The organism is Paractinoplanes atraurantiacus, assembly GCF_900215205.1.
In the GTDB taxonomy this organism is placed as follows: Bacteria; Actinomycetota; Actinomycetes; order Mycobacteriales; family Micromonosporaceae; genus Actinoplanes; species Actinoplanes atraurantiacus.
Map to the genome: position 1 here is coordinate 405,542 of NZ_OBDY01000001.1, position 23,538 is coordinate 429,079.

General features: G+C 70.2%; 29 protein-coding genes and 1 pseudogene. 24 read left to right on the forward strand and 6 right to left on the reverse strand.

Annotation, left to right across the window (positions count from 1 at the left end):
* Positions 1 to 58 precede the first annotated feature (58 nt).
* Positions 59 to 433, reverse strand: a complete 375-nt coding sequence (locus tag CRP55_RS01795) for a DsrE family protein (RefSeq protein WP_218854011.1) — start codon at positions 431 to 433, stop codon at positions 59 to 61.
* A 14-nt stretch (positions 434 to 447) separates the two neighbouring features.
* Between CRP55_RS01795 and mtfM the strand changes: the two genes are divergently transcribed.
* From mtfM to CRP55_RS01840, 10 genes and pseudogenes are all read left to right on the forward strand, one after another.
* Positions 448 to 552, forward strand: coding sequence for a small membrane protein MtfM (gene mtfM / locus CRP55_RS55525; protein ID WP_281260744.1), 105 nt, complete (start codon positions 448 to 450; stop codon positions 550 to 552).
* Positions 546 to 1,142: a heme-binding beta-barrel domain-containing protein gene (locus CRP55_RS01800; protein ID WP_097317674.1), complete on the forward strand. Its 597-nt coding sequence runs from the start codon at positions 546 to 548 to the stop codon at positions 1,140 to 1,142. The genes mtfM and CRP55_RS01800 overlap by 7 nt, the downstream gene beginning before the upstream one ends.
* 47 nt (positions 1,143 to 1,189) lie before the next feature.
* Positions 1,190 to 1,585 (forward strand): Fur family transcriptional regulator, encoded by a 396-nt coding sequence (locus tag CRP55_RS01805; protein ID WP_097317675.1) that lies wholly within the window; start codon positions 1,190 to 1,192, stop codon positions 1,583 to 1,585.
* Position 1,586: 1 nt separating this feature from the next.
* Positions 1,587 to 2,627, forward strand: coding sequence for a CAF17-like 4Fe-4S cluster assembly/insertion protein YgfZ (ygfZ, locus tag CRP55_RS01810; RefSeq protein ID WP_097317676.1), 1,041 nt, complete (start codon positions 1,587 to 1,589; stop codon positions 2,625 to 2,627).
* Positions 2,628 to 2,642: 15 nt separating this feature from the next.
* Positions 2,643 to 3,512 carry a beta-keto acid cleavage family enzyme gene (locus tag CRP55_RS01815; protein ID WP_097317677.1) on the forward strand — a complete coding sequence of 290 codons (870 nt, stop codon included), beginning with the start codon at positions 2,643 to 2,645 and terminating at the stop codon, positions 3,510 to 3,512.
* A gap of 1 nt (position 3,513) precedes the next feature.
* Positions 3,514 to 4,422 carry an asparaginase gene (locus tag CRP55_RS01820; RefSeq protein WP_097317678.1) on the forward strand — a complete coding sequence of 303 codons (909 nt, stop codon included), beginning with the start codon at positions 3,514 to 3,516 and terminating at the stop codon, positions 4,420 to 4,422.
* A 69-nt stretch (positions 4,423 to 4,491) separates the two neighbouring features.
* A pseudogene (locus tag CRP55_RS01825) lies at positions 4,492 to 4,869 on the forward strand (helix-turn-helix domain-containing protein); the annotation flags it as partial.
* A 20-nt stretch (positions 4,870 to 4,889) separates the two neighbouring features.
* On the forward strand, positions 4,890 to 5,357 hold the full coding sequence (locus tag CRP55_RS01830) for a hypothetical protein (RefSeq protein WP_097317680.1): 468 nt from the start codon (positions 4,890 to 4,892) through the stop codon (positions 5,355 to 5,357).
* A gap of 66 nt (positions 5,358 to 5,423) precedes the next feature.
* Positions 5,424 to 5,741 (forward strand): DUF2516 family protein, encoded by a 318-nt coding sequence (locus CRP55_RS01835; RefSeq protein WP_097317681.1) that lies wholly within the window; start codon positions 5,424 to 5,426, stop codon positions 5,739 to 5,741.
* Positions 5,738 to 6,622 (forward strand): alpha/beta fold hydrolase, encoded by an 885-nt coding sequence (locus tag CRP55_RS01840; RefSeq protein ID WP_097317682.1) that lies wholly within the window; start codon positions 5,738 to 5,740, stop codon positions 6,620 to 6,622. Before CRP55_RS01835 ends, CRP55_RS01840 begins: the two co-directional genes overlap by 4 nt.
* 40 nt (positions 6,623 to 6,662) lie before the next feature.
* Here the strand turns inward: CRP55_RS01840 and CRP55_RS01845 are convergent, their stop codons facing one another.
* Positions 6,663 to 7,679, reverse strand: a complete 1,017-nt coding sequence (locus tag CRP55_RS01845; RefSeq protein ID WP_097317683.1) for a hypothetical protein — start codon at positions 7,677 to 7,679, stop codon at positions 6,663 to 6,665.
* 173 nt (positions 7,680 to 7,852) lie between these two features.
* Between CRP55_RS01845 and CRP55_RS52725 the strand changes: the two genes are divergently transcribed.
* Positions 7,853 to 8,272 (forward strand): hypothetical protein, encoded by a 420-nt coding sequence (locus CRP55_RS52725; protein ID WP_097317684.1) that lies wholly within the window; start codon positions 7,853 to 7,855, stop codon positions 8,270 to 8,272.
* A gap of 70 nt (positions 8,273 to 8,342) precedes the next feature.
* On the forward strand, positions 8,343 to 9,167 hold the full coding sequence (locus tag CRP55_RS01855) for an EI24 domain-containing protein (RefSeq protein WP_097317685.1): 825 nt from the start codon (positions 8,343 to 8,345) through the stop codon (positions 9,165 to 9,167).
* A 165-nt stretch (positions 9,168 to 9,332) separates the two neighbouring features.
* On the opposite strand, the gene CRP55_RS01860 is transcribed toward CRP55_RS01855, so the two are convergent.
* The 3 genes from CRP55_RS01860 to CRP55_RS01870 all read right to left on the reverse strand — a co-directional run bounded on the left by CRP55_RS01860 (position 9,333) and on the right by CRP55_RS01870 (position 12,606).
* A complete protein-coding gene (locus tag CRP55_RS01860) occupies positions 9,333 to 10,343 on the reverse strand; it encodes a LacI family DNA-binding transcriptional regulator (RefSeq protein ID WP_097317686.1) in 1,011 nt (336 codons plus the stop codon).
* A 6-nt stretch (positions 10,344 to 10,349) separates the two neighbouring features.
* Positions 10,350 to 11,774, reverse strand: a complete 1,425-nt coding sequence (locus CRP55_RS01865) for a GH1 family beta-glucosidase (protein WP_097317687.1) — start codon at positions 11,772 to 11,774, stop codon at positions 10,350 to 10,352.
* A gap of 100 nt (positions 11,775 to 11,874) precedes the next feature.
* The gene (locus tag CRP55_RS01870) at positions 11,875 to 12,606 is read right to left on the reverse strand and encodes a maleylpyruvate isomerase mycothiol-dependent enzyme family protein (RefSeq protein ID WP_097317688.1); all 732 of its coding nucleotides are present in this window, start codon (positions 12,604 to 12,606) and stop codon (positions 11,875 to 11,877) included.
* Positions 12,607 to 12,675: 69 nt separating this feature from the next.
* On the opposite strand from CRP55_RS01870, the gene CRP55_RS01875 reads away from it, so the two are divergent.
* A complete protein-coding gene (locus CRP55_RS01875) occupies positions 12,676 to 13,695 on the forward strand; it encodes a UDP-N-acetylmuramate dehydrogenase (protein ID WP_281260745.1) in 1,020 nt (339 codons plus the stop codon).
* 3 nt (positions 13,696 to 13,698) lie between these two features.
* Here the strand turns inward: CRP55_RS01875 and CRP55_RS01880 are convergent, their stop codons facing one another.
* Positions 13,699 to 14,178 (reverse strand): CAP domain-containing protein, encoded by a 480-nt coding sequence (locus CRP55_RS01880; protein WP_245922736.1) that lies wholly within the window; start codon positions 14,176 to 14,178, stop codon positions 13,699 to 13,701.
* A 400-nt stretch (positions 14,179 to 14,578) separates the two neighbouring features.
* On the opposite strand from CRP55_RS01880, the gene CRP55_RS01885 reads away from it, so the two are divergent.
* The 11 genes from CRP55_RS01885 to CRP55_RS01935 all read left to right on the forward strand — a co-directional run bounded on the left by CRP55_RS01885 (position 14,579) and on the right by CRP55_RS01935 (position 23,527).
* The gene (locus CRP55_RS01885; protein ID WP_097317690.1) at positions 14,579 to 15,277 is read left to right on the forward strand and encodes a response regulator transcription factor; all 699 of its coding nucleotides are present in this window, start codon (positions 14,579 to 14,581) and stop codon (positions 15,275 to 15,277) included.
* 91 nt (positions 15,278 to 15,368) lie between these two features.
* Positions 15,369 to 17,741 (forward strand): chemotaxis protein CheW, encoded by a 2,373-nt coding sequence (locus tag CRP55_RS01890; protein ID WP_097317691.1) that lies wholly within the window; start codon positions 15,369 to 15,371, stop codon positions 17,739 to 17,741.
* A gap of 1 nt (position 17,742) precedes the next feature.
* Positions 17,743 to 18,180, forward strand: coding sequence for a chemotaxis protein CheW (locus tag CRP55_RS01895; protein WP_097317692.1), 438 nt, complete (start codon positions 17,743 to 17,745; stop codon positions 18,178 to 18,180).
* The gene (locus tag CRP55_RS01900) at positions 18,180 to 19,052 is read left to right on the forward strand and encodes a hypothetical protein (RefSeq protein ID WP_097317693.1); all 873 of its coding nucleotides are present in this window, start codon (positions 18,180 to 18,182) and stop codon (positions 19,050 to 19,052) included. The genes CRP55_RS01895 and CRP55_RS01900 overlap by 1 nt, the downstream gene beginning before the upstream one ends.
* A 14-nt stretch (positions 19,053 to 19,066) precedes the next feature.
* Positions 19,067 to 20,260: a protein-glutamate methylesterase/protein-glutamine glutaminase gene (locus tag CRP55_RS01905; protein ID WP_097317694.1), complete on the forward strand. Its 1,194-nt coding sequence runs from the start codon at positions 19,067 to 19,069 to the stop codon at positions 20,258 to 20,260.
* On the forward strand, positions 20,257 to 21,102 hold the full coding sequence (locus CRP55_RS01910; protein ID WP_097317695.1) for a CheR family methyltransferase: 846 nt from the start codon (positions 20,257 to 20,259) through the stop codon (positions 21,100 to 21,102). The genes CRP55_RS01905 and CRP55_RS01910 overlap by 4 nt, the downstream gene beginning before the upstream one ends.
* 7 nt (positions 21,103 to 21,109) lie before the next feature.
* The gene (locus CRP55_RS01915; RefSeq protein WP_097317696.1) at positions 21,110 to 21,496 is read left to right on the forward strand and encodes a response regulator; all 387 of its coding nucleotides are present in this window, start codon (positions 21,110 to 21,112) and stop codon (positions 21,494 to 21,496) included.
* Positions 21,493 to 21,978, forward strand: coding sequence for a chemotaxis protein CheX (locus CRP55_RS01920; protein ID WP_097317697.1), 486 nt, complete (start codon positions 21,493 to 21,495; stop codon positions 21,976 to 21,978). The genes CRP55_RS01915 and CRP55_RS01920 overlap by 4 nt, the downstream gene beginning before the upstream one ends.
* Entirely contained in the window at positions 21,975 to 22,337 is a 363-nt protein-coding gene (locus CRP55_RS01925) for a response regulator (RefSeq protein WP_097317698.1), read from the forward strand. The genes CRP55_RS01920 and CRP55_RS01925 overlap by 4 nt, the downstream gene beginning before the upstream one ends.
* 7 nt (positions 22,338 to 22,344) lie before the next feature.
* Positions 22,345 to 22,833, forward strand: a complete 489-nt coding sequence (locus tag CRP55_RS01930) for a hypothetical protein (RefSeq protein ID WP_097317699.1) — start codon at positions 22,345 to 22,347, stop codon at positions 22,831 to 22,833.
* 121 nt (positions 22,834 to 22,954) lie between these two features.
* Positions 22,955 to 23,527, forward strand: coding sequence for a flagellar hook assembly protein FlgD (locus CRP55_RS01935; RefSeq protein ID WP_097317700.1), 573 nt, complete (start codon positions 22,955 to 22,957; stop codon positions 23,525 to 23,527).
* Positions 23,528 to 23,538 lie beyond the last annotated feature (11 nt).

The following is a 23,538-nucleotide window of genomic DNA, read 5'->3' on the forward strand; positions in this document are numbered from 1 at the left end:
CCGCCCGCGCGGGTTGGAGCGTGGCCGCCGGCGGTGCAGGCCGGAGACGTACCGTCGCTCAATAGACGAGGGCCTGGGCGCCCTCGCCCATGATCTCCTCGACGAAGGCGGCGGCGCCGGCGATGCGGATGCCGGGGAGGACGTCGTCCGGGGTGATGTCGCGGCGGGCGGCGCACTGCGTGCAGACTGTCACCTTGCCGCTTTCCAGCAGTAGGTCGAGCAGGTCGGGCAGGGGGGCCGCGTGGGGCAGCTCGAACTCGGCGGCCCGGCCCGGCAGGGCGAACCAGGCCGACTCGCCGGTCAGCCAGAACGAGACGTCCACGCCGGACGCGGCGGCCGTGGACGCCACCGTGAATGCCTGCGAACAGCGCTCGGGGGCGTCGGCCCCGGCGGTTGCCTTGACGACCAACAAGCGTGCCATGAGCGCCAGCATAAGATGGGCCGGTCATGTTTACGGAAATCGGGTTCGTGAGCCTGCTGGTCGCCGGTCTGGGCGGCCTGGCGGGCGGTTTCGGCTATTTGGCCATGCGCGTTTCTAGGGGGCGTTGGTGAGTGAGAATCCTTTGGGCCCGCCGCCCTGGCTGAACGCCCCTCCGGTCGAGGCCTATCCCTACGAGGACACCCACGACCTGCGTTCGGGCCCCGACCTGCACCCCGCCCTGCTGGGCCTGCTGCCTTTCATCGGCCTGTGGCGCGGTCGCGGGCAGGGCGGCTTCCCCGAGGAGAACGACTACGACTTCGCCCAGGAGGTGCGGATCAGCCATGACGGCCGTCCGTTCCTGCGCTGGGATTCGCGGTCGTGGCTGCTGAACGACGCGTCCGAGGCGACCGGTGAGTGGATCGTCGAGTCGGGCTTCTGGCGGCCGGTGCTCGACGACGGCCGGGCCACCGACGAGATGGAAGCCACGATGATCACCGCGGATGGTGTCGCGGAGCTCTACGTCGGCAAGGTCATCGGCACCACGCGGCTGGAGATGGAGGCCGACGCGATCGCGTACGTGCCGTCCGGTCTGGCCGTCACCGGTGGCCAGCGGCTCTTCGGCATCGTCGACGGTGCGCTGCTCTACGCGCACGAGCAGGCGGTGGGCCAGAGCGGTCTGCGCCCGCACATGTCGGCGCGGTTGCTGCGCATAGGTGGTTGAGAAAAGGGCGTAATCTTCGTAACGTGTCCGCCACTTCGCTAGCCGCCATGCTCCGGGAGCGCGGCCTGCGGCTCACCCCGCAGCGCCAGCTCATCCTGGAAGCGGTGCACGAGCTCGGCCACGCCACCCCCGAGCAGGTGCACAACCATGTGCGCGAGCGGGCGGCCGGCGTCAACATCACGACGGTGTACCGCACGCTCGAGCTCCTCGAGGAGCTCGGGCTGGTCAACCACACCCACCTGTCGCACGGGTCGCCGACCTACCACACGGCGGGTGAGGATCAGCACGTTCACCTGGTCTGCCGTGGATGCGGGTCGATTTCTGAGGTAGACCCGTCGGTGATGAGGCCGGTCACCGACCGGCTGCTCGCCGAGCGGGATTTCCGGGTCGATGTCGGCCACGTCTCGCTCTTCGGGGTCTGCGGGGACTGCAAGGAGCTGTGAGATGACCGTCGTGATGGCCGAGGATCTCGACCCCACGTCCACCGATGCCGGTGTGCCCGTGCACTACGGCGACCCGATGCGCGAGCAGCGCACCCTGGCCACCGCCGTGGGCCTGGTCGACCGGTCCAACCGTGATGTGATCGCGGTGCCGGGCGAGGAGCGCGCCTCCTGGCTCCACACCCTGACAACTCAGCATTTGTCGGATCTGTCGGAAAACCAGGGCACCGAACTGCTCGTCCTCTCGCCCAACGGCCACGTCGAGCAGCACGCGTACGTGACGGAGGACGGCACCACCGCCTGGCTCGACACCGAGCCGGGCGCCGGCGCCGGGTTGCTGAAATACCTGGAGATGATGCGGTTCTTCACTCGCGTCGAGCCGCGCGACGCCGGTGAAGAGATGGCCGTTCTGTCGCTGGTCGGCCCGGGTGCCGCCGACCTGTTCCCCACGCTGGCGGCGGCACAGATCAGCGAAGTTCCGGGCGCGAAATTCGCCGCCGGTGAGGTGCCGGGTCATTCCACGAGTGTGTACGCGGTGACGCCTTACGCCGGGGGCCTGGCTCGACGCGTACCCCTGGGAATCGATCTTCTGGTTCCGAAGGCCGAGAAGACCGCCGTCATCGAGAAACTTGGGGTGCCGCTCGCCGGCCTGTGGGCCTATGAGGCGATCCGGGTCGAGCACCGCATGCCCCGGCTCGGCTGGGAGACCGACCACCGCACGATCCCGGCCGAGGCCGACTTCATCGCCGCCGCCGTCCACCTCGACAAGGGCTGTTACCGCGGTCAGGAGACCGTCGCCCGGGTGCACCACCTCGGCCGCCCGCCGCGCCGCCTCGTCCTGCTGCACTTCGACGGCGTCGCCACCGACCAGCCGCCGGCCAAGGGCACGCCAGTGGTCAGCGGCGACCGTGAGGTCGGCTTCGTCGGCACCGCCGTCCGCCACCACGAGCTCGGCCTGATCGCCTTGGCCGTGCTCAAGCGCAACGTCGCCGACGACGCCGAACTGACGGTAGGGGAGTCCGCCGTCGCCATCGACGTCGCCTGAGGCAGGATCGGTGCCATGACCGGTACCGTGATCACCGTCGCTCCGACCGGCGCCGAGAGCAGCAAGGCAGCCGTACCCGCGCTGCCCGTGACCCTCGACGAGCTCGTGGCGACCGCCAAGGAGTGCGAGGCGCTGGGCGCCTCCATCATCCACGTGCACATCCGTGACGACCGCGCCGAGCCGACCCTTGATCAGGGCCGGCTCCGCGCGACCGTCGCCGCGTTGCGCGAATCGACCGACCTGATCGTGCAGCTCTCCTCGGGCGGCGCCGTCACCGATCCGGAGTCGGACCGCCTGGCCGTGCTCGACGCCGGTCCCGAGATGGCCTCGTGCACGATGGGCACGGTCAACTTCGGCGACGGCGTCTTCCTCAACCGCTGGGAGTTCATCGTCGACCTGCACACCCGCATGCAGGATCGGGGCATCGTGCCCGAGTACGAGATCTTCGACCTGGGCCAGCTCACCACGTTGCAGCGCCTGCTGTCCCAGCACGGCCTGCCGTTCGGCGGTCACGTGCACGTCGACCTGGTGATGGGTGTGCCGGGCGGGATGCCGGGCACGGCGGCCGCGCTGGTCGCCTGCGAGCAGGCCCTCCGTGATCTGCCGGCGGGCACGACGTTCTCGGCCACCGGCATCGGCCGTACGGCGATCCCGGTCATCCTGGCCTCGTTGTCGGCCGGCGGTCACCTGCGGGTCGGCATGGAGGACACCGTCACGTACGCCAAGGGCCGTCCCGTCGAGTCGAACATGCAGCTGGTGGCTCGGGCGGCCGCGTTCGCCCAGCTCGCGCAGCGCCCGCCGCTGACCACCGCCGAGACCCGCGAGCTGCTGGGAGTCCCCCCGTCCAACCACCCCGCCGCCGCCCTTGATCGGACTAAAGGCTGAAATGATCATCGCCGAAGTAGTGCGCTCCGGTTTCGTCGAGAGCGTGCACCACGGATCGGTCGCTGTTCTCACTGGTCAGAGCCGCGGTGACGTGCTCAGCCCGATCTTTCCCCGGTCGTCCAACAAGCCGATGCAGACCGTCGGCATGCTCCGCGCCGGGCTCGTGCCGCGCGACGGCGCCGACCTGGCCCTGATCAGCGGCAGCCATTACGGCGAGCCGTTCCACGCGCGGCGGGTCCGGGAGATCCTCGAGGGCGCCGGCCTGACCGTGGCCGACCTGCGCTGCCCGGCAGCGCTGCCGATCGCCGAGAAGGACCGCGATGATTGGGTACGCAGCGGCGGCGGCCCCGAGCGCGTCCTGATGAACTGCTCCGGCAAGCACGCCGGCATGCTCGCCACCTGCGCCGCCAACGACTGGCCGCTGGAGACGTACCTCGACCCGAAGCACCCGTTGCAGGTCGCGATCGCCGAGGCGGTGGCCGACCTGGCCGGCGAGCCGGTCGCCGCGACCGGTGTCGACGGCTGCGGCGCGCCCGTGCTGGCCGTGTCGCTGACCGGCCTGGCCCGGGCGTTCCAGCGGCTGGTCGAGGCCGAGCCGGGCAGCGCGGAGCGCCGGGTGGCCGACGAGATGCGGGCCCATCCGGAGCTGGTCGCCGGCACCGGGGCCGACGACACCGTGCTGATGGGCGCCGTGCCGGGTCTGCTGGCCAAGGGCGGCGCCGAGGGTGTGGTGGCGGCCGCCGTGCCGGGTGCCGGCGCGATCGCCATCAAGGTCGACGACGGCGGGATGCGGGCCCGTACGCCTGTCCTGCTGGACGAGCTGCGCCGGCTCGGCGTCACGGTGCCGGTGATGACCGAGCTCGTTCTGGGCGGCGGGGAGCCGGTCGGCGAGGTTCGCGCCGTTCGGTGAGCGAGTTCACGCTAGCTCTTGTTAGCACTTTGCTTGCAAGAGCTAGCACTCCGCGCTACCTTCGAACGCATGGCCGCACCCAAGGACCTGCCTCAGGACATCGGTGGTTTCATCCGTGACCTGCGGCAGACCGCCAAGATCTCGCTCCGGCAGCTCGCCGACAAGGCCGGCGTCAGCAACCCGTACCTGAGCCAGATCGAGCGCGGCCTGCGCAAGCCCAGTGCCGAGGTGTTGCAGCAGATCGCCAGCGCGCTGCGGGTGTCGACGCCCGCGATGTACCTGCGCGCCGGCCTGTTGGACAGCGAGGGCCAGCAAGGGGTGCTGGCCGCCATCGCCGCCGATCCCGAGCTCACGATCGCGCAGAAGCAGTCGCTGTCACAGATCTACGAGACGTTCCGTAACGAGAACCTGCGCAACCAGCCGGCCGAAGAGAACCCGCCGGCCGAAGAGACCGTCGAGGAGACGAAATGACCGAGCAGACCAAGACCCGCTTCCCCGCCCCCGTCTACGCCGCCGCCGGCGCCGGTGACCTGGCCTACCAGCAGCTCCGCAAGCTGCCGGCCGTGGTCAACGTGCTGAGCGAGCGCGCCGCCGCCTCGCTGCGCACCTACAACGAGCAGGCCGGCACCAAGGCCGCCGAGCTGCGCGACAAGGCCGCCACCACCGACTTCGACGCCCTGCGGGGCAACGCGGCCAGCGTGGCCACCTCGTTCGCCCAGATCGCCCAGGACCGGGCCCTCGCGGCGTACACGGCCCTGGTCGCCCGCGGCGAGCGCGTCGTCGGCGCCGGTGTCGTCGAGGCCGCCGACGTGGTCAACGCCGACATCGAGACCACCGAGCAGCCCAAGGTGGAGGCCGCCGACGCCACCAAGGAGATCGCGGCCGCGACGCCGAAGCCGCGCAAGCGCGCCCCCAAGGCGAAGCCGGCCGAGTGATCTTCCAGCACGACATGATCCGCGGGGCCCGGCAGATGCTGGGCCCCGCGGCATAGACTTCTCCTCATGGCCTCTTCCGCGCCGATCTTCTACGACGACGTGCTCGTCTATCTCGGCCTGCTCCTGCTCATCCTTTCGCTGGTCGTGCAGGCGGTGGCGCTGATTCACTGCCTGACCCAGCGCGGTGACGGGTTCCAGGCCATCGGGACCTTGCCGAAAGGCGCCTGGGCGGCGATCCTGGCCGTCTGCATCGTGCTGACTCTGCTGCTGGGCAGCGGCGCGACCGGCATCTTCAGCCTGATCGGCATCGCCGCCGCCCTGATCTACCTGCTGGACGTCCGTCCCGGCCTCAAGGATCTGTCGGACGGCAAAGGCTTCTGGTGAGGCGGTTCGGCCCGCCCCCGCCCGACGGCGGGCCTCGCCTGCTGCGTGCCGATTCGACGGGTCCGCGCTCCGGCCGCCCGACGCTTCCCGGTCCGCCGACCGAGATCATTTCAACCCCTTCCGGTGTACGCCTGGAGCTGCTCACCACGGGCGTCGGCGACCCGGTCACCGTGTTCGCGCACGGGCTGGCCGGTGACATCTCCGGCACCCGCCCGCTGGGCTCGGCGGTCGCGGGCCGGCGGGTCTTCTTCCACTTCCGCGGGCACGGCCGGTCCGATGCGCCGGCGGGCCCGTGGAGCTTCGCCGACCTGGCCAGCGACCTGCGTTCGGTGGCCGATCTCTCCGGCGCGACCCGCGCGGTCGGCGTCAGCATGGGCGCGGCGGCGCTCTGCCGGCTGCTGAGCGACACCCCCGACCGTTTCGAGCGGGTGGTCCTCTACCTTCCGGCGTCGCTCGACGGCACCCGACCGGCCGCGGCCGAGGAGCGGGTGGAGCGGCTGCTGGCCGCCGTGGAGTCGGGCGAGGCGGCGTCGATCGCCGCGGCCGCCGAGAGCGAGCTGCCGCCGTCGGTGCGCAACACACCGACCGGCTGGTCGTACCTTCGCCAGCGGGTCGAGCAGTTGCAGCGCGACGGCCTGGCGGCCGAGCTGACGACATTGTGGCACGAGCCCGCGGTCGCCGCTCCCGAGACGTTGCGCGCGTTCTCCGGCCGGGCGCTGGTGATCGGTTGTCTGGGCGACGAGGTGCACCCGGTGGCCTGGGCGTCGCAGGTCGCGGAGCTGCTGCCGGGCGCCGAGCTGCACGTCTACGACCGGCCGGCGGTCCTCTGGAACAACCGCCGCGAGCTGCGCGAGCGCATCTCCCAGTTCCTGAACGCATAGAAAAAGGGGGCCCGAGGGCCCCCTTCCTCCGTGCGGAAGATCAGCTGTTGAGCGTGATCTGACGCCAGCTCAGGTCGCTCCAGTTACCGACCTTGTCGGCCGCCTGGTACTGCGGCTCGATGATCCAGCCCTTGGTCAGGCCCGTGACCGGAACCGACCAGGTGCCCGACGCGGAGACGGCCGACATGCCGAAGACGCTGTCCGGCAGCGTGTTCAGGTTCTGTCCCGTGTAGCGGACCCAGCTGCGGGCGCCGAAGTTGTAGTAGTACTCGACGCCCGAGGTGTTGTACTTCCACAGGAAGACGGCGGCGATGTCCGCCCCCGACTGGGTGTCGCCGGCGGTGCCCCGGATCGTCGCCCACGAGCTGGCCTTGTTCGGGCTGGCCGGATAGGTCAGCGCGATCGACGGCGGGGTCGCGTCGGTGACCACCGAAAGCGCCGGCGCGGTCGTCGGGGTCGCCTTGCCCTGCTTGTTCTTCACGGTGACCTGGGGCCGCCAGGTGCCCGGGCCGAACCAGTGCTCGACCGTGGTCGAGGTGCCGTCGCGCAGCAGCGTCCGGGTGTCGTCGCCCCAGCTGGTCCAGGTGGCGTCGGAGTTGACCGGCACGTTGCTGGCGTTCCAGACGGCGAGGTTCTGATAGGACTCGTACGTCCAGACCGTGGAGTTCTTCCAGGAGTACGTGCCGGTCGGCGCGGCCACGGCGACCGTCGAGCCGGCCGGGAACGTGCCGGTCCCGGTCGCCTCGCCGTCGGTCAGCGCGACCTCGACCGGGTAGCTCCGGGCGGTGGTGTACGTGTGGGTCCACGAGGTGACGGCGCCGGTGGCGACGGTCGTGGTGTTGTCGCCCCAGTTGATCGTCTGCGTGAGCAGGGCCGGGTCGGTGACGTCGTCGTCGGCGAGCGCGGTCTGCGTCAGCGTGACCGTCTGGCCGGGCCAGATCGCCAGACTGTCCAGGGTGTAGCTGCCGACGGGCGCGGCGCCGGCCGCGAGCGCGGGAGTGGCCACGCCGACGATGCCGGCGGCCAGGGTCAGGGAGAGGAGTGATGCGATCTTCATGTGTACCCCCGTGGGCGTGCTCTCCCGTCTCGACAGAGGGGAGCCAGCGGACAGTACCGGCACCGACCGGTATTGATCAACCCTGTTCTGGCTGCTGGGCCGTAACCTTTCGCGCCTGTGCGCCTGTTGTTCACAGCGTGCGGTTATCCCCTAAATCAGTCTTTTTCGGACTCGTGGCCTTGGGCCTGCCGATCGCCGTGTCGATCGGGTGGTCCCTGGCCGCCCCGGCCAAGCGCCCGGCCGCGGTCGGCCTCCCCGGCGGCGAGGGCGCCCTCGGCTCGGCCCCCCGGCCCGCGCAGACCACGCCGATGACCACGGTCCGCTACTCGCCCCGGCCGAACCGCCCGGCACCGGCCACGTCGGCGACGGTCACCCCGTCCGCCTCCACGGCCTCCGCCGCGGCGCCGCCCAGCGCGACCACCGTCGTCCCCGCCACCACGACGACGCCCGCGCCCGCCACGGTCACGTCCGACCCGCCGCTGCCGCCCCTGACGCTGCCGCCGGTGCCGACCCCGACCGAGATCACCACGACGACGCCGCCGCCCACCGAGTCGGGCGGCCCGAGCGAGAGCCCGAGTCCGGCGGCGACGTGATCGCAGGCCCGGGCGCGACGTGATCGCCGGCCCGGGCGCGACGTGATCGCAGGCCCTAAAATGCCGGGTCGTGAACGTTGACGCCGGAAAGCCCCTCGGAGCGGCCCGCAGGTTCCTGATCGGGGCCGGGCTGCTGGCCCGCGGCCTGGGCATCCTGCTGCGCCGCCCCAAGCTGCTCGCCCTCGGCCTGATCCCGGCCCTGATCGCGGGCGTGCTCTACGCGACCGCGCTCTTCTTCCTCATCGACTTCCTGCCCCAGCTCTCCGACGCGGTCACCTGGTTCGCCGACGACTGGGGCGAGACGTGGGGCGACCTGGTGCAGGTGCTCGCCGGCGCCGGCCTGCTCGGCGTGGCCGTGGTCATCGGCGTGCTCTCCTTCACCGCGGTCACGCTGCTCATCGGCGACCCGTTCTACGAGCGCATCTCCGAACTGGTCGAGGACCAGTTCGGCGGCGTCCCCGACGGCGTCGAGGCCGGCTTCTGGCCGTCGCTGGCCCGCAGCCTGGTCGACTCGCTGCGCCTGATCGGCCTGTCCATCCTGGTCGGCATCCCGCTGTTCCTGCTCGGCTTCCTCCCGCTGGTCGGCCAGACCGTGATCCCGGTCCTGGGCGGCGCGGTCGGCGGCTGGCTGCTGGCGGTCGAGTTGACCGGCGTCCCGTTCCAGCGCCGGGGCCGGCGCCTGCGTCACCGCCGAGCGATCCTGAAGCAGAACAAGGCCCTGGCCTTGGGCTTCGGCGTCGCCGTCTTCTGCTGCTTCCTGATCCCGCTGGGCGCCATCCTCCTCATGCCCGCCGCCATCGCCGGCGCCACTTTGCTCTCCCGCGAGGTGCTGGGCCATCCCACATCAGCCGTGGCGCCCTCCCGTGGACTCGCGGGCCACCAGCCCGGGCGTTGATCCCGGGACGACGAGCTCACGTGACCGTTCCGGGCTGCGTCCGGGCCTGGTGATGGAGTGGAACGGGGAGCGCCCGGGAGGGCCGTCGGTCCGGATCGGACGTCACTTGTTCCGCTGCCGGCGGAACACGCGATAAAGCCGAACCAGTGACTTCATCGTGCGGCGTCAGGCGGAGTCGCGGACTATCAGCTCGGTCGGCAGGACCACGGCGTCGGGGAGGGCCGGGTCGCCGTTGATGAGGCCGAGGAGCTGGCGGGCCATCGTGCGGCCCATGTCGGCTATGGGCTGGCGGACGGTGGTCAGGGGTGGGTCGCTGTAGCGGCTGATCTCGAAGTCGTCGAAGCCGATCACGGCCACGTCGCCGGGGACGCGGCGGCCGGCCTGGCGCAGGGCGACCAGGGCGCCGTGGGCCATCATGTCCGAGGCCGCGAAGACCGCGTCCAAGGTCGGGTCGGCCTCGAGCAGTGAGCGCATCGCGGCCAGGCCCGACTCGCGGGTGAAGTCGCCGAAGGCCGTGCGCTGGGGGAGGCCGGCTTCCTCCAATGTGGCCCGGTAGCCGGCCAGCCGGTCGATGCCGGCCACCATGTCCTGCGGGCCGGCTATGGTGGCGATGCGTTTGCGGCCCTGGGCGACCAGGTGGCGTACGGCCGCGGCGACGCCGCCGAAATGGTCGACGTCCACATAGGGCACATCGGCGGCGCCGATCGGGCGGCCGCTGCAGATCACCGGGATGCCGAGGCGGACCAGGGTGCCGGGCAGCGGGTCGGCGCCGTGCATCGAGGCGAACATGACGCCGTCGACGTGGCCGGCGACCGCGTACCTCTCCACCCGGTCGTGGCTGCGGGCCGAGCCGGCCATCATCAGCACGAGCTGTTTGTCGGCCGCCTCCAGTTCGACGCCGGCGCCGCGGATGATCGCGGGGAAGAACAGGTCGTCGGAGAAGACCCGGTTCGCCGTCTCCGGCAGGATCAACGCGATCGACTCGGTGCGCTGGGTGACGAGGCTGCGGGCGGCCTGGTTGGGCACGTAGCCGAGCTCGTCGACGGCCCGGTTGACCGCCTCACGGATGGAGGCGGCCACCGAGGTCGATCCGTTGACGACGCGGGAGACGGTCGCCCGGGACACCCCGGCGCGGCGCGCCACTGCTTCCAGGGTCGGCCGCTCCCGCGTCACCACAAAAGATCACCCTTCGTCAGAACCCGGCGCCGCGATGCCGTTGCGCCGGATCACCTCCCGGTACCACTTCGCGCTGTCCTTCAGCGTGCGCTGCTGGGTGGCGTAGTCGACGTGCACGACCCCGAAGCGCTTGCGGTACCCCTCGGCCCACTCGAAGTTGTCCATCAGCGACCAGACGAAGTAACCGCGCAGATCGACGCCGGCCGCCAGGGCATCATGGCAGGCACGCAGGTGGCCGTCGAGGTACTCGACGCGGCGGGTGTCGTGAACCTCGCCGTCGGCCGACGGTCCCTCGGGGTACGCGGCGCCGTTCTCGGTGATCATCACCGGGGTGCCGGGGTAGTCCCGGTGGATCCGCTCGAGCAGGCTGGTGAGGCTGGCCGGCTCGATGAGCCAGTTCATGTCGGTCACCGGGCCGTCCGGCGCGCGGTAGGCGATGCCCTCACTGCCCGGCTGGTCGAGCGAGGCCGGGGTGCCGGGCTTCGCCGAGACGTACGCCGGCTGGTAGAAGTTGATCCCCAGCACGTCGATCGGTGCGTTGATCGTCTCCAGGTCACCGTCCTTGATGTACGACAGGTCGGTGAACCGGGAGATGTGCTCGAGCACGTCGGCCGGGTATTCGCCCTTGAGCAGCGGGTCGAAGAAGATCCGGTTGGAGAGGCCGTCGATGATCCGGGCCGCCTCGCGGTCGGTCGGGTTCTCCGGGTCGACCGGGAAGACGACGGCCGGGTTGAGGGTGATGCTGACGTTGCGCGCGCCGGCCGAGCGCAGGGCCCGGGCCGCCAGGCCGTGGCCGAGCAGCAGGTGGTGCACCGCTTCGAGAGCCGCGGTGGGCTCCTGCCGTCCGGGGGCGTGCACGCCGCTGCCGTATCCGAGGTAGGCCGAGCACCACGGCTCGTTCAGCGTGGTCCAGGTGCCGACCCGGTCGCCGAGCCGGCCGTACACGATCTGGGCGTACTCGGCGAAGGCTTCCGCGGTCTCACGGTTGGGCCAGCCGCCGCGGTCCTCGAGGGTCTGCGGCAGGTCCCAGTGGTAGAGCGTGACGACCGGGTCGATGCCCTTGCCGAGGAGCTCGTCGGTGAGGCGGTCGTAGAAGTCGAGGCCGGCGGCGTTGACCGGGCCGCTGCCGTCGGGCTGGATCCGCGGCCACGCGACCGAGAACCGGTAGGACTTCAGGCCGAGATCCGCCATCAGCGCCACGTCGTCGGGGTAGCGGTGGTAGTGGTCGCAGGCGACGTCGCCGGTGTGCCCGCGGTAGACGCGTCCCGGCGTACGGCTGAAGGTGTCCCAGATGGACGGGCCGCGACCGTCCTCCCGCGCCGCGCCCTCGATCTGGTACGACGCCGTGGCGGCGCCCCAGATGAAGCCGTCGGGGAAGGTGATCCCGGCGAGGGCCGGCTGGGCCGACGTGGAGGTGACGGTGGCCGTCATGCGTTCCCCGCTTCCTGGGTGTGCTCGAAATCCGAACTTAACCGGTTCATCATAGGGACGGAATCGGTCCCTGGATCGCCCGTAAGTCGAATTTAAGCCGCTACCCAGCTTGGAGTGCGGAGATCAGCCGAGGGTCTCCGGTCACTACCAGGCGGTCCGTGCGCTGGCGCCCCATCAGCACCAACAGCAGGTCACTGGCGGTGCCGGTGGCCTGAGCGCGGGCGTGGTGATCGTCGTCGTCGAGGATCGTGCTGGTGTCGAGCAACGCCACGCCCATGCCGCGCAACCGGACGAACCACTCATGTCCGGCGTCGCCGGCGACCAGGTGGACCACGCCGTGCAGATCGGTCGGCCCCTGGCGGCGGCCGGCCGGCAGCCAGGTGTCGAGCACCTCGCCGATGCCGTCGGCGGCCAGCTTGGTCTCGATCGGGGTGGGCCGGCCCGCTGCGGTCTCGGCGTCCCAGCGGCGCAGCGAGATCTCGTGCGCCGTGCGGCGGTGCCAGAAGCCGGCCGTCTTGGCCTGCGGCGCCCAGTTCCAGGCGGGCAGGTCGGCCTCGAGCGCGTCGAGGGTCTCGATCGTGCCGGTGAGCTCGCGGCGCAGGCCGTCGAGCTGGGTCTCCCAGTCGGGCCGGGGCGGGAGCGGCAGCTCCTCGGGCCGGGTGGTGACGCCGCGCGGCGTGTAGTCGCGGACGAAGCGCAGGAAAGAGGTCACCTGCTCGACCAGGGGCGCCGCTGCCTCCGGGCCCGCCTGGGCGACCGCGTCCTGCAGCGCGGGGCTGTCCGCCCGCAGCGCCGCGAGCCAGAAGTCCTTCGTCGCGTGCAGCCTGTTCATCGCGATGCTCTCCGCTCCACCGGACCGCCGATGAGATGCCCCGAAACCGTTGAGCCTAGGGTTGGTGCCGTGCATGACCTTAGTGCCGCACCGCAAACCGACCTGTCGGCGTACACGACGCTACGCCTCGGCGGGCCACCCGGCGACCTCACGGTGGCCACTGAAACGGACCAATTGGTGGCTTCGGTGCGTAATGCCGCGTCGATCCTCCTTCTGGCGGGCGGCAGCAACGTCGTCATCGGCGACGGGGGCTTCGACGGCCCGGTCGTGCTCATCAGGACACGGGGCATTCGCGAGGTGGAGCCCTCGGTGCTGCGGGTTGCCGCGGGCGAGCCTTGGGACGATTTCGTCTCGTACGCCGTGGAGAACGGTTACTCGGGTCTCGAGTGCCTCTCCGGCATCCCGGGCTCGGCCGGCGCCACCCCGATCCAGAACGTCGGCGCGTACGGCGCGGAGGTCGCGCACACGATCGTCGCCGTCCACGCGTACGACCGGAAGAGCGACACGGTCCGCGCGATGACGCCCGAGGAGTGCGGCTTCGCCTACCGGGCCAGCGTTTTCAAGCACAACGACCGCTACGTGGTGCTCGAGGTCGACTTCCGCCTGGAGCGCTCGGACGAGTCGGCGCCGATCCGCTACGCCGAGCTGGCCCGCAACCTGGGCGTCGAGGCGGGCGACCGGGTGCCGCTGCGCCAGGCTCGCGACACCGTGCTGAAGCTGCGCGCGGGCAAGGGCATGGTGCTCGACCCCGACGACCGGGACACCTGGTCGGTCGGCTCCTTCTTCACCAACCCGGTGGTGAGCGCGGCCGAGTGGGCCTCTCTCGGGCTGGAGGCGCCGCACTGGCCGGCCGCCGACGGCTCGGTGAAGATCCCGGCGGCCTGGCTGATCGAGAACGCCGGCTTTCCGAAGGGGTTCGCCGGCGACGGCGTCTCGATCTCCACCAAGCACACGCTGGCGCTGACCAACCGCGGCACGGGCACGACGTCGGCGCTGCTCGACCTCGCGCGCACGGTCCGCGACGGCGTCCGCGACAAGTTCGGGGTGGAGCTGCATCCGGAGCCGGTGCTGGTCAACTGCGCGATCTAGGAGCTATTCCCAGCCGAAGACCTGGGTGTAGTACGGGACTCCGTTGGCGGCGTAGACGACGCCGGTGCCGATCGAGTGGGCGCCGCAGTTGAGCATGTTGGCGCGGTGCCGCGGGCTCGCCATCCACGCGCCGACGACCTCGCTCGCGGTCCGGTATCCCCAGGCGATGTTCTCGCCGGACGGCTGCTCGTATCCGGCCTGGTGCGAGCGGCGCACGAAGGTGGTCCCGTCGTTCCAGACGTGGCTGAACCGGCCGGTCCGGGCCATGTACCAGCTCTGCCGCACCGAGGCGACGATCAGCTCCCGGTCGACCGCGAGCTGCCCGCAGCCGTTGGCCGCCCGTTGCTGGTTGGTCATGGTGACCACCTGGGACATCAGAACGGCCGGGGCCACCGGGGGTGCCGGCTCCACCGCGTGGGCCGCGCCGGCCGTCGCGAGCAGTAGAGCCGGAGTGACGGCGAGCGGTAAGAGACGTCGCGGCACGGTTGCCCCCAATCCCCGAATGCGCGGGCCGAGTCGCCCACCAGGCCTATCGCATCCGGTTATCGGGCGTACGTCCCTTATTTGCCCGAAACGGGAATGCACGTCGGATTCCGTGTCACGCTGAGGGGATTGCGAGCGTGGGCGGGGGCGGCGCGGGTCGTCCGGATCGCGCGGAGAACCCGCCCCGGCGGGCGATTAGCCCGCTAAACTGTCACTGTCCGTAAATAGGCCGTGACATCACGCTATCGTGGGTTTGCGCGGTTGATTCCGAAGCTCGCGGTCGCGAGTGACGCCGAGCAAGACATCGATCTGTCCCCGGACGCCGAACCCGGCGTGCCCGGTCGGTCGGTCGTGTCCGGACGAGAGCGCGAGCGAGGAGTGGGGGCAGGGTGAGCACAGCATGAGTCGCCTACTCGTGGTCGAGGACGATCCGGACATCGCGCTCGCCCTGCGGCTGCTTTTCAGCCGTGCGGGTTACGAGGTGGCGCACGCCGGTGACGGCCGGACCGGTCTCAAGGAGGCGTACGCCGAACACCCCGACCTGGTGGTGCTCGACGTCGGCCTGCCCGAGATGGACGGCTGGCAGGTGCTCGAGCGGCTGCGCGACGTCTCCGACGTCCCGGTGCTGGTGCTGACCGCGCACGGCCAGGAGGCCGAGAAGGTGCGCGGTCTGCGCGGCGGCGCCGACGACTACCTCACCAAGCCGTTCGCCAACAACGAGCTGCTGGCCCGGGTCGAGGCCCTGCTGCGCCGCTCCTCGAGCGGGCAGAACAGCTGGGCCAGCCAGGTCTACGACGACGGGCTGGTGCACCTCGACCCGACCAAGCGCCGGGTCTATGTCAAGGGCGACGAGAAGCGCCTGACGCCGACCGAGTTCCGGCTGCTGAACGCGCTGGTCCGGCACGCCGGCGCGGTCCTCAGCCCCAATCAGCTGCTGACGCAGGCGTGGGACGACCCCACCGGCATCGGGCAGGAACGGGTGAAGTTCGCCGTGCTGCGGCTGCGCCGCAAGCTCGGCTGGTCCGATCCCGACGACTCACCCATCGAATCCGTTCGCGGGTTCGGCTACCGCTACCGCCGTCCGGGCGGAGAGGGCTGAAATTTCCCATTCGGTCGACCTCCGGGTGTCCTCAGGTGACGCGGCTAACCGTCGATGAGGGCTGTGGGAAGGCGAGCAGGAGGTAGTAAGCGTGGAAGACCTTGGTGAAATCGTCGGCGAATTCCTTATGGAGAGCCACGAGAACCTGGACCAGATCGACCGTGACCTGGTGGATCTGGAGCAGGAGCCCAACTCCCGCGATCTGATCTCCCGAATCTTCCGGGCGATTCACACGATCAAGGGCACCAGTGGCTTCCTGGCGTTCACGCGCCTGGAGACCCTCGCCCACGCCGGCGAGTCGCTGCTGTCGAAGCTGCGCGACGGCGTCATGCCGGTCACCCCGTCGACGATCACCACGCTGCTGGCCACGATCGACGGTGTGCGCTCGATCCTCGCCTCCATCGAGGAGAACAGCAACGAGGGCGACGTCGACATCGAGAGCATCATCGCGCAGGTCCACGCGCAGATGAACGCCGGCGCCGAGCCGGCCGCCGCCGCACCGGCCGCCGAGCCCGCGGAAGCCGCGGAAGCCGCGCCCGAAGCCGAGGCCGAGGCGCCTGAGCCGATCGCCGAGACGCCGGTCCGGCCCGCGCCGGAGCCGGTGGAGAACCAGCGCAAGCCGGTCGGCGAGATCCTGGTCGAGTCGGGCGCGGCCCAGCCGGCCGACGTCAGCTCCGCGCTCCAGCAGCAGATCGAGGGCGACGAGCGCAAGCTCGGCACGATCCTGCTCGACGAGGGCAAGGCGCAGCCGGCCGCGGTCAACGAGGCCCTGCAGCAGCAGGCGCCCAAGCGCAGCATCGCCGACAGCGCCATCCGCGTCGACGTCGACCTGCTCGACACCCTGATGAACATGGTCGGTGAGCTGGTGCTCGCCCGTAATCAGCTGGTCCGCGGCGTCATGGAGATCGGCGACGCCACGCTCGTGCGCAGCGCCCAGCGGCTCGGCATGATCACCAGTGAGCTGCAAGAGGGCATCATGAAGACCCGCATGCAGCCCATCGAGCACATCTGGTCGAAGCTGCCCCGAGTCGTCCGCGACCTGAGCAACTCGCTCGGCAAGAAGGTCGAGCTCGTCATGGAGGGCAAGGAGACCGAGCTCGACCGGAGCCTGCTCGAGGCGGTCAAGGACCCGCTGACCCACCTGGTGCGCAACGCGGTCGACCACGGCATCGAGGACCCCGAGCGCCGTGCCGCGGCCGGCAAGGGCCCCGAGGGCACGCTGACGCTGCGCGCCTATCACGAGGGCGGCCACGTCGCGGTCGAGGTGGCCGACGACGGCGCCGGCCTGAACGTGGAGCGCATCGCCCAGAAGGCCGTGGAGAACGGCCTGCTGCGGGCCGAGCAGATCCCCAACATGGACAAGCGCGACATCATGGCGATGGTGTTCCAGCCCGGCTTCTCCACCGCGGCCAAGGTCACCAACGTGTCCGGCCGCGGTGTCGGCATGGACGTGGTCAAGACCAACATCGAGAACATCGGCGGCGCGGTCAGCGTCGACTCGACGCCCGGCGAGGGCACGGTCTGGCGGCTCACCATCCCGCTGACGCTCGCCATCATCCAGGCCCTGACCGTCGACTGCGGCGACCAGCGCTACGTCGTGCCGCAGGTGGCGGTACTCGAGCTGGTCTTCATCGACGGGCAGTCCACCAAGATCGAGTACGCGTCCGGCGCGCCCGTCTACCGGCTGCGCGGCAAGCTGCTCCCGCTGGTGCGCCTGGACAAGGCGCTCGGCTTCGAGGTCGCCGGCGACCAGGGCGTTTACATCATGGTGCTCCAGGCCGACGGCCGCCGGTTCGGCCTGGTCGTCGACCGGGTCCTGAACACCGAAGAGGTCGTCGTCAAGGCCCTCAACAGCAGACTCAAAGACATTGGTCTGTACGCCGGGGCGACCATCCTCGGTGACGGAAAGGTCGGCCTGATCCTCGACGTCTCGTCGCTGGCCCGGCGCAGCCATCTGGCCGCCGACGCCGAGCGCAAGGGCATGGACTCCTCGTCGCGGGCCGCGGGCGCGGCCGGCACCGGCGAGCGCCTCCTGGTCACCGCCGTCGGCGAACGGCGGGTGGCGATCCCGCTCGACACGGTCACGAGGCTCGAGGAGTTCCCGCGCGACCGCATCGAGCACGCCGGCTCGCGGGAGGTCGTGCAGTACCGAGGGCAGATCCTGCCCCTCGTGCGGTTGTCCCACCTGCTCGGCGCGTACGGCGAAGAGCCCGAAGGAGACACGGTGTCGGTGGTGGTCTACAGCGAGGGCGGCCGCAGCGTGGCCCTGGTCGTCGACCGGATCGTCGACATCGCCGAGAACTCGACGACGGCCCGCCGCGACGCCGAGGAGGACGGCCTGGTCGGCACCGCGGTGATCCAGCAGCGGGTGACCGAGCTGCTCGACGTCCGGCGCGCGATCCTCGCCGCCGACCCGAACTTCTACACCGACCTGGAGAACGACGAGATGTTGGTGGAGGCCTGAGATGGCGAGCCGGCAGTTCGCCACCTTCGAGGTGGCCGACCAGCTCTTCGGTGTCGAGGTGCACACGGTGCAGGAGGTGCTCTCGTACAACGAGTACACCCCCGTGCCGCTGGCGCCGCCGGCCGTCGGCGGGCTGTTCAACCTGCGCGGCCAGGTGATCGCCGCGGTCGACCTCCGGGTGCAGCTGGGGCTGGTCCGCAAGGCGCTGCAGGGCCCGGTCATGAACGTGATCCTGCGCGGTGACGGCGAGCCGGTCAGCCTGGTCGTCGACAAGATCGGTGAGGTGGTCGACCTCGACGAGGCGACGTTCGAGCCGCCACCGGACACGCTCAGCGGGCCGACCCGTGAGCTGGTGGTGGGCACGTTCAAGCTGGACGGCCGGCTGATGCTGGCCCTGGACGTCAACCAGGCCGTCGACACGCACCGCGCCACCACCTGATGTACAGCCTCGTCAGCGCGCCGGTGCTCGGCTTCGACCTGACCCGCCTCAGTGGCGGGTCGGCGACGGCCGAGGTCGTGCTGCGCGGACTGCGGTTGAGCGCGGACGATCTGCCGGTGCTGGCCGAGCGCCTGCCCGACGAGGGGGTCCGCGGCCCGTTGTGGGTCGAGGTGGAGAGCGCCGCCCGCCGGATGCCCTCGCTCAAGGGGATGTCCAAGGACGACCCGGCGGGGAGCCTGGCCCTGGTCGAGCGCGCACCGATCGGCTCGGTCGACGCGCTGCTGACCTGCGTGCGCTACGACGTGATGGCCTGGACGTGGACCGGCACCGGCCGGGACGCGACGCAGAGCGAGGTGGCCGCCGCGGCCACCGGGCTGATCTGCGACGCGGCCGTGGCCAGCTATCTGCGTGAGGTGCTCGACTCGGACACGCGCCGCCGGCTGGGCGCGGGCTGGGTGGCGGCGATGCGCCGGCTGCCCACCGGCGCACCGATCGACCTCGGGCCGCACCATTACACGGTCTCGGCGCTGCTCGACCGGTTGCGCTCGCTGCGCTCGGCCGACCTCAGCCGGCTGGTGTCCTCGGCGGAGGACGCCCGGCGCAACGCCGGCGGCTGGTCCCCGGCGGTGCATTCCGCCTCGTGGGCGGCTTATCTCTCGGATCGCGTCCGCACCGCCGCCGCGGCGCAGATGCTGTTGGTACAGGCCGTCGACACGGCCGCGATCCCGTTGGCCGACCGGGCCGGCGGCGTCTGGAACATGCTCAGCGGCGCGGTGCAGGCGCTGGTGGTGCGGGATCTTCTGGATACCTCCACCGCCCATCGTCTCCTCGCACCTGTCGTCGCCGCTCTCGGCCCCGCGTGGCTCGGGTGAGGGGAGGTGGTCAGATGATTTCGGTCCTCGTCGTGGACGACTCCGTGGTGGTCCGGCGTTTGATCGTGGACGCACTGAGCGGTGCGGAGAACATCGAGGTCGTCGGCACGGCTTCGAACGGCCAGCTGGCTCAAGCCAAGATCGACCAGCTCAAGCCCGACGTGATCACCATGGACATCGAGATGCCGCAGATGGACGGCATCGCCGCGGTGCGTGAGCTGCGCAAGCGCCACAAGCACATCCCGGTGATCATGTTCAGCACGCTGTCGGCCTCGGGCGCGACGGCGACGCTGGAGGCGCTCTCGGCCGGCGCCACCGACTACGTCACGAAACCCAGCAACGTCGGTTCCGTGAACGAGTCGATCGCCGCCGTACGCAACGAGCTCGTACCGAAGATCTACGCGCTGGCCGGCCGCAAACGCCCCGGCGCCGCACCGCCGAGCGCACCGGGCCGGCCCGGCCCCGCCGCTCCGGCCCGGCCCGGCGCGGCCACCCGGCCCGGCGCCGCCCCGCCCCGCGCGGGTCTGCCGCCTTCGGGACCGGGACGTCCCGGCGCGGCACCGGGCGGCGCGGCACCGGCCCGCCCGGTCAAGAAGGCCGGCGCCGGCGGCCGCATCGACATTCTTTGCATCGGCTCCTCCACCGGTGGACCGGACGCCCTGACCAAGGTGCTGCAAGGCCTGCCGTCGGACTTTCCCGTGCCGATCGTCGTCACCCAGCACATGCCACCCGTCTTCACCAAAATGTTCGCCGAGCGGCTGGACCGCAGCACCCCGCTGCGCGTGGTCGAGGCCGGCGACGGGATGGAACTGACGGCCGGCTGGGCGTATATCGCACCGGGTGACAACCACCTGGTGTTCCACCGCCGGGGCACCGCGACGCTGACCCAGCTCAGCGGCGCGCCGCCGGAGAACTCCTGCCGCCCGGCCGTGGACGTGATGTTCCGGTCGGTGGCGGCTCTTTATGGCGCTTCGGCGTACGCGACCGTGCTGACCGGAATGGGACACGATGGACGAGGTGGTGCGAAAGTGCTGAGAGACGCGGGCGCCGAGGTGCTGGCGCAGGACGAGGCCACCTCGGTGGTGTGGGGCATGCCGGGCGCGGTCGTCGGCGCCGGCTTGGCGGACGAGATCCTTCCGCTCGACCGGATCGCGTCCCACCTGGTCAACCGGATCAAGAGCAGCCGGTCGGCGGCGGTGGCCCGATGACCCTTTCGCAAGCCGAGTTCGCCTTCGTCTCGCAGCTGGTGCGGCGGGAGGCCTCGATCGTGCTCGCTCCCGGCAAGGAGTACCTGGTCGAGGCCAGGCTGATTCCGGTCGCGCGGGCCGTCGGCGCCCCCAATGTCAGCGAGTTCCTGGCGGAGCTCCAGCGCCGCCCCAACCCGCAGAACCAGCGCAAGATCATCGACGCGCTGACCACGAACGAGACCTCGTGGTTCCGCGACCGGGAGCCGTTCTCGGCGCTGACCGACGTGATCCTGCCCGAGCTGGTCAAGTCGCGCACCGCGACCCGCAAGGTGCGGATCTGGTCGGCGGCCAGCTCCAGCGGCCAGGAGGCGTACAGCCTGGCCATCCTGCTCCAGGAGAACCTGCCGCCGGGGTGGTCGTACGAGATCATGGGAACCGACATCTCCACCGAGATGGTCAAGCGCGCCGAGACCGGCGAGTACAGCCAGGTCGAGGTCAACCGGGGCCTGCCCGCCCAGCAGCTCGTGCAGTACTTCGAGCGGGCCGGCGCGCACTGGCGGATCAGTCAGCAGCTGCGCCGCAACGTGTCGTTCAAGCTGATGAACCTGACCGCGCCGTTCCCGGCCATGCAGCCGTTCGACGTGATCTTCCTGCGGAACGTCCTGATCTATTTCGACGTCGCCACCAAGCGCAACGTGCTGCAGAACATGTCCAAGGTGCTGCGGCCCGACGGCTGGCTCTTCCTGGGCGCGGCCGAGACCACGATCGGGATCGACGACAACTACGAGCGGGTGGCCGCCGGCCGCACGTCCGCCTACCGAGCACGTACCGGAGCGCCCGCGGGCGCAGCGAGAAGGGTGTGAAGCCGCGATGCGCGCCATGGTGATCGACGACTCCCGCGCGATGCGCATGATCCTCAAGCGCATCGTCTCGAAGCTGGACTTCGAGGCACTGGAGGCAGGCGACGGCCGCGAGGCCCTGGACCTGCTGGCCACCCTGGATGAGGTGCCCGAGCTGGCCCTCATCGACTGGAACATGCCCAACATGAACGGGCTCGAGTTCGTCACGAACGTCCGCGCTGACCCGCGTCTGCGAGAGATGACGCTGGTCATGGTCACCACCGAGAGCGAACAGAGCCAGATCGTACGGGCGCTCGCCGCGGGCGCCCACGAGTACGTGATCAAGCCCTTCACCGAGGGCGCGATGATCGAAAAGCTGGCCCTGCTGGGCCTCGTCCCGACCGGAGCGAATTCATGAGCGTCGAAGTCGAGGTCAATGAGAACGACCTCGCCGAGATGGTGGAGCAGGTATGGGAGTCGTACCTCGATCCGGAGGGCATCAGCCCTCTGATCCCGACGTACGACGAGAATCAGCCCTCCGAGGTGCACTCCTCGGTCTCCATCACCGGATCCTGGACCGGGCACATCGTCTACGCCTCCTCGACGTCGGCGGCCCGCCGTGCCGCCGCCGCGTTCCTCGCCATGGAAATGGACGAGGTCAGCGAGGAGGACCTGTCGGATGTGCTCGGTGAGCTCGCCAACATCGTCGGGGGCAACGTGAAAGCGATGTTGCCGCCCGGCGCACTCCTGTCCTTGCCGCAGGTGGTGCTGGCGCCCGAAACCACGGCTCGCTTTCCCCATTCCGAACGGATCAGCGGTGTCTACGGGGTCTGGGACGGCGAGCCGGTGTCCATTTCCATGTGGCAGAGCCGCGGCGACAACAAGGAGGGCGCGGAATGAAGATTCTCATCGCTGATGACAGTCGGGTGATGCGGCAGATCGTGGTCCGCACACTGCGCCAGGCCGGCTTCGGTGACCATGAGCTGATCGAGGCCGCGGACGGCCAGCAGGCGTTCGACATGGCCAAGTCGGAGAACCCGGATCTGGTCCTCTCGGACTGGAACATGCCCGGTATGACGGGCATCGAGGTGTTGCGGCAGCTCCGTGCCGCCGGCAACGACATCAAGTTCGGTTTCGTGACATCGGAGAGCACGCCTGAGATGAAGGATCAGGCCGACGCCGCCGGTGCACTTTTTTTCATCGTGAAGCCCTTCTCGGCTGAGCGATTCGATGAGGTCTTCGCTCCTATTTTGGGATGATTACGACATGTCTGATGTCTCGGTTCTTCCAGGCACCCTGGCCGTTCGCAACCTCTTCGAGGACCTGCTCGGCCGGGAAGTGACCGTCAGCCCCGGCGACCCGCTCTCCGCGGACGAGGTCAACACCTCGACGATCGCCATCTTCACTGACAACGCACAGCAGATCTACGGCGTTCTCGGGATGGATCTCAATCTGTCGGCCAACGCCGGCGCCGCCCTCGGCCTCCTGCCGGCCGGCGCCGCGGAGGACAGCATCGACGAGAAGAAGCTCTTCCCGAACCTCGCCGAGAACGTCTTCGAGCTGTGCAACGTGCTGACCAGCCTCCTCAACCGTGAGGGCGGCCCGCACATCAAGATGTACCAGGTGATCTACCCGGGCGATCCGCTCCCGGCCGACGCCCGCGCCCACCTCATGGCACTCGGGCGCCGGGTCGACCTCATGGTCGAGGTCAACCGGTACGGAAAGGGAAAGTTCAGCCTCTCCCTCGCACCGTGATGTGAGAAACGAAAAGACGCGGGGCCGCCTCTCGGGGCGGCCCCGCGTTCTTTTGCCGCTAAGCAAATCCGCAGACCTGTCGAAGCGTAGTTCGAGCTAGCTATCAGGACAGGAGTGCGTGATGACCTCACCGACTTCCGGCTCCACGGGACCATCGGGGACATTCGCCGCGGGGGCCGCAGCTGCCGCGGCCAAGGCCGGCGTTCCCGAGAAGCCCAAGTCGCTCGGCGACAAGGACACCTTCCTCAAGCTGCTGGTGGCCCAGCTGAAATATCAGGACCCCAGCAAGCCGGCCGACTCGACCCAGTTCCTGGCCCAGACGGCGCAGTTCACCCAGGTCGAGAAGCTGGGCGAGGTCGCCGACATGCTCAAGGCGCAGCAACTGGTCGGCGCCAGCTCCCTGGTCGGCAAGACGGTCACCTACATGGACGAGAACGGTGCCAAGTTCACGGGAGTCATATCGGCAGCGAAGCTCAACGGCGACAGCGAACCGACCCTGCGGATCGGGAACACGGATGTGCAGCTGTCCAAGGTCATGGAAGTCCAGACGCAGGCGGACGCCGCGGCTCAGGCGGCGGCGATGAGCGCGCCGCTCACGCCGCCCGCAGCCGCACCGGCACCGGCGCCGGCGGCGCCGAAGCCCGCACCGGCGACGGAGCCGGCGGACAAGACCTCAGAGACACCCAAGCCGTAATTCTCTCCACC

What these genes read in the sequence shown, in the direction of transcription:
- CRP55_RS01795 (WP_218854011.1), bottom strand. Translation starts at nt 433, where the DNA reads ATGCTGGCGCTCATGGCACGCTTGTTGGTCGTCAAGGCAACCGCCGGG.
- mtfM (WP_281260744.1), top strand. Translation starts at nt 448, where the DNA reads ATGTTTACGGAAATCGGGTTCGTGAGCCTGCTGGTCGCCGGTCTGGGC.
- CRP55_RS01805 (WP_097317675.1), top strand. Translation starts at nt 1,190, where the DNA reads ATGCTCCGGGAGCGCGGCCTGCGGCTCACCCCGCAGCGCCAGCTCATC.
- ygfZ (WP_097317676.1), top strand. Translation starts at nt 1,587, where the DNA reads ATGACCGTCGTGATGGCCGAGGATCTCGACCCCACGTCCACCGATGCC.
- CRP55_RS01815 (WP_097317677.1), top strand. Translation starts at nt 2,643, where the DNA reads ATGACCGGTACCGTGATCACCGTCGCTCCGACCGGCGCCGAGAGCAGC.
- CRP55_RS01820 (WP_097317678.1), top strand. Translation starts at nt 3,514, where the DNA reads ATGATCATCGCCGAAGTAGTGCGCTCCGGTTTCGTCGAGAGCGTGCAC.
- CRP55_RS01830 (WP_097317680.1), top strand. Translation starts at nt 4,890, where the DNA reads ATGACCGAGCAGACCAAGACCCGCTTCCCCGCCCCCGTCTACGCCGCC.
- CRP55_RS01835 (WP_097317681.1), top strand. Translation starts at nt 5,424, where the DNA reads ATGGCCTCTTCCGCGCCGATCTTCTACGACGACGTGCTCGTCTATCTC.
- CRP55_RS01845 (WP_097317683.1), bottom strand. Translation starts at nt 7,679, where the DNA reads ATGAAGATCGCATCACTCCTCTCCCTGACCCTGGCCGCCGGCATCGTC.
- CRP55_RS01865 (WP_097317687.1), bottom strand. Translation starts at nt 11,774, where the DNA reads ATGACGGCCACCGTCACCTCCACGTCGGCCCAGCCGGCCCTCGCCGGG.
- CRP55_RS01870 (WP_097317688.1), bottom strand. Translation starts at nt 12,606, where the DNA reads ATGAACAGGCTGCACGCGACGAAGGACTTCTGGCTCGCGGCGCTGCGG.
- CRP55_RS01885 (WP_097317690.1), top strand. Translation starts at nt 14,579, where the DNA reads ATGAGTCGCCTACTCGTGGTCGAGGACGATCCGGACATCGCGCTCGCC.
- CRP55_RS01895 (WP_097317692.1), top strand. Translation starts at nt 17,743, where the DNA reads ATGGCGAGCCGGCAGTTCGCCACCTTCGAGGTGGCCGACCAGCTCTTC.
- CRP55_RS01900 (WP_097317693.1), top strand. Translation starts at nt 18,180, where the DNA reads ATGTACAGCCTCGTCAGCGCGCCGGTGCTCGGCTTCGACCTGACCCGC.
- CRP55_RS01905 (WP_097317694.1), top strand. Translation starts at nt 19,067, where the DNA reads ATGATTTCGGTCCTCGTCGTGGACGACTCCGTGGTGGTCCGGCGTTTG.
- CRP55_RS01910 (WP_097317695.1), top strand. Translation starts at nt 20,257, where the DNA reads ATGACCCTTTCGCAAGCCGAGTTCGCCTTCGTCTCGCAGCTGGTGCGG.
- CRP55_RS01915 (WP_097317696.1), top strand. Translation starts at nt 21,110, where the DNA reads ATGCGCGCCATGGTGATCGACGACTCCCGCGCGATGCGCATGATCCTC.
- CRP55_RS01920 (WP_097317697.1), top strand. Translation starts at nt 21,493, where the DNA reads ATGAGCGTCGAAGTCGAGGTCAATGAGAACGACCTCGCCGAGATGGTG.
- CRP55_RS01925 (WP_097317698.1), top strand. Translation starts at nt 21,975, where the DNA reads ATGAAGATTCTCATCGCTGATGACAGTCGGGTGATGCGGCAGATCGTG.
- CRP55_RS01930 (WP_097317699.1), top strand. Translation starts at nt 22,345, where the DNA reads ATGTCTGATGTCTCGGTTCTTCCAGGCACCCTGGCCGTTCGCAACCTC.
- CRP55_RS01935 (WP_097317700.1), top strand. Translation starts at nt 22,955, where the DNA reads ATGACCTCACCGACTTCCGGCTCCACGGGACCATCGGGGACATTCGCC.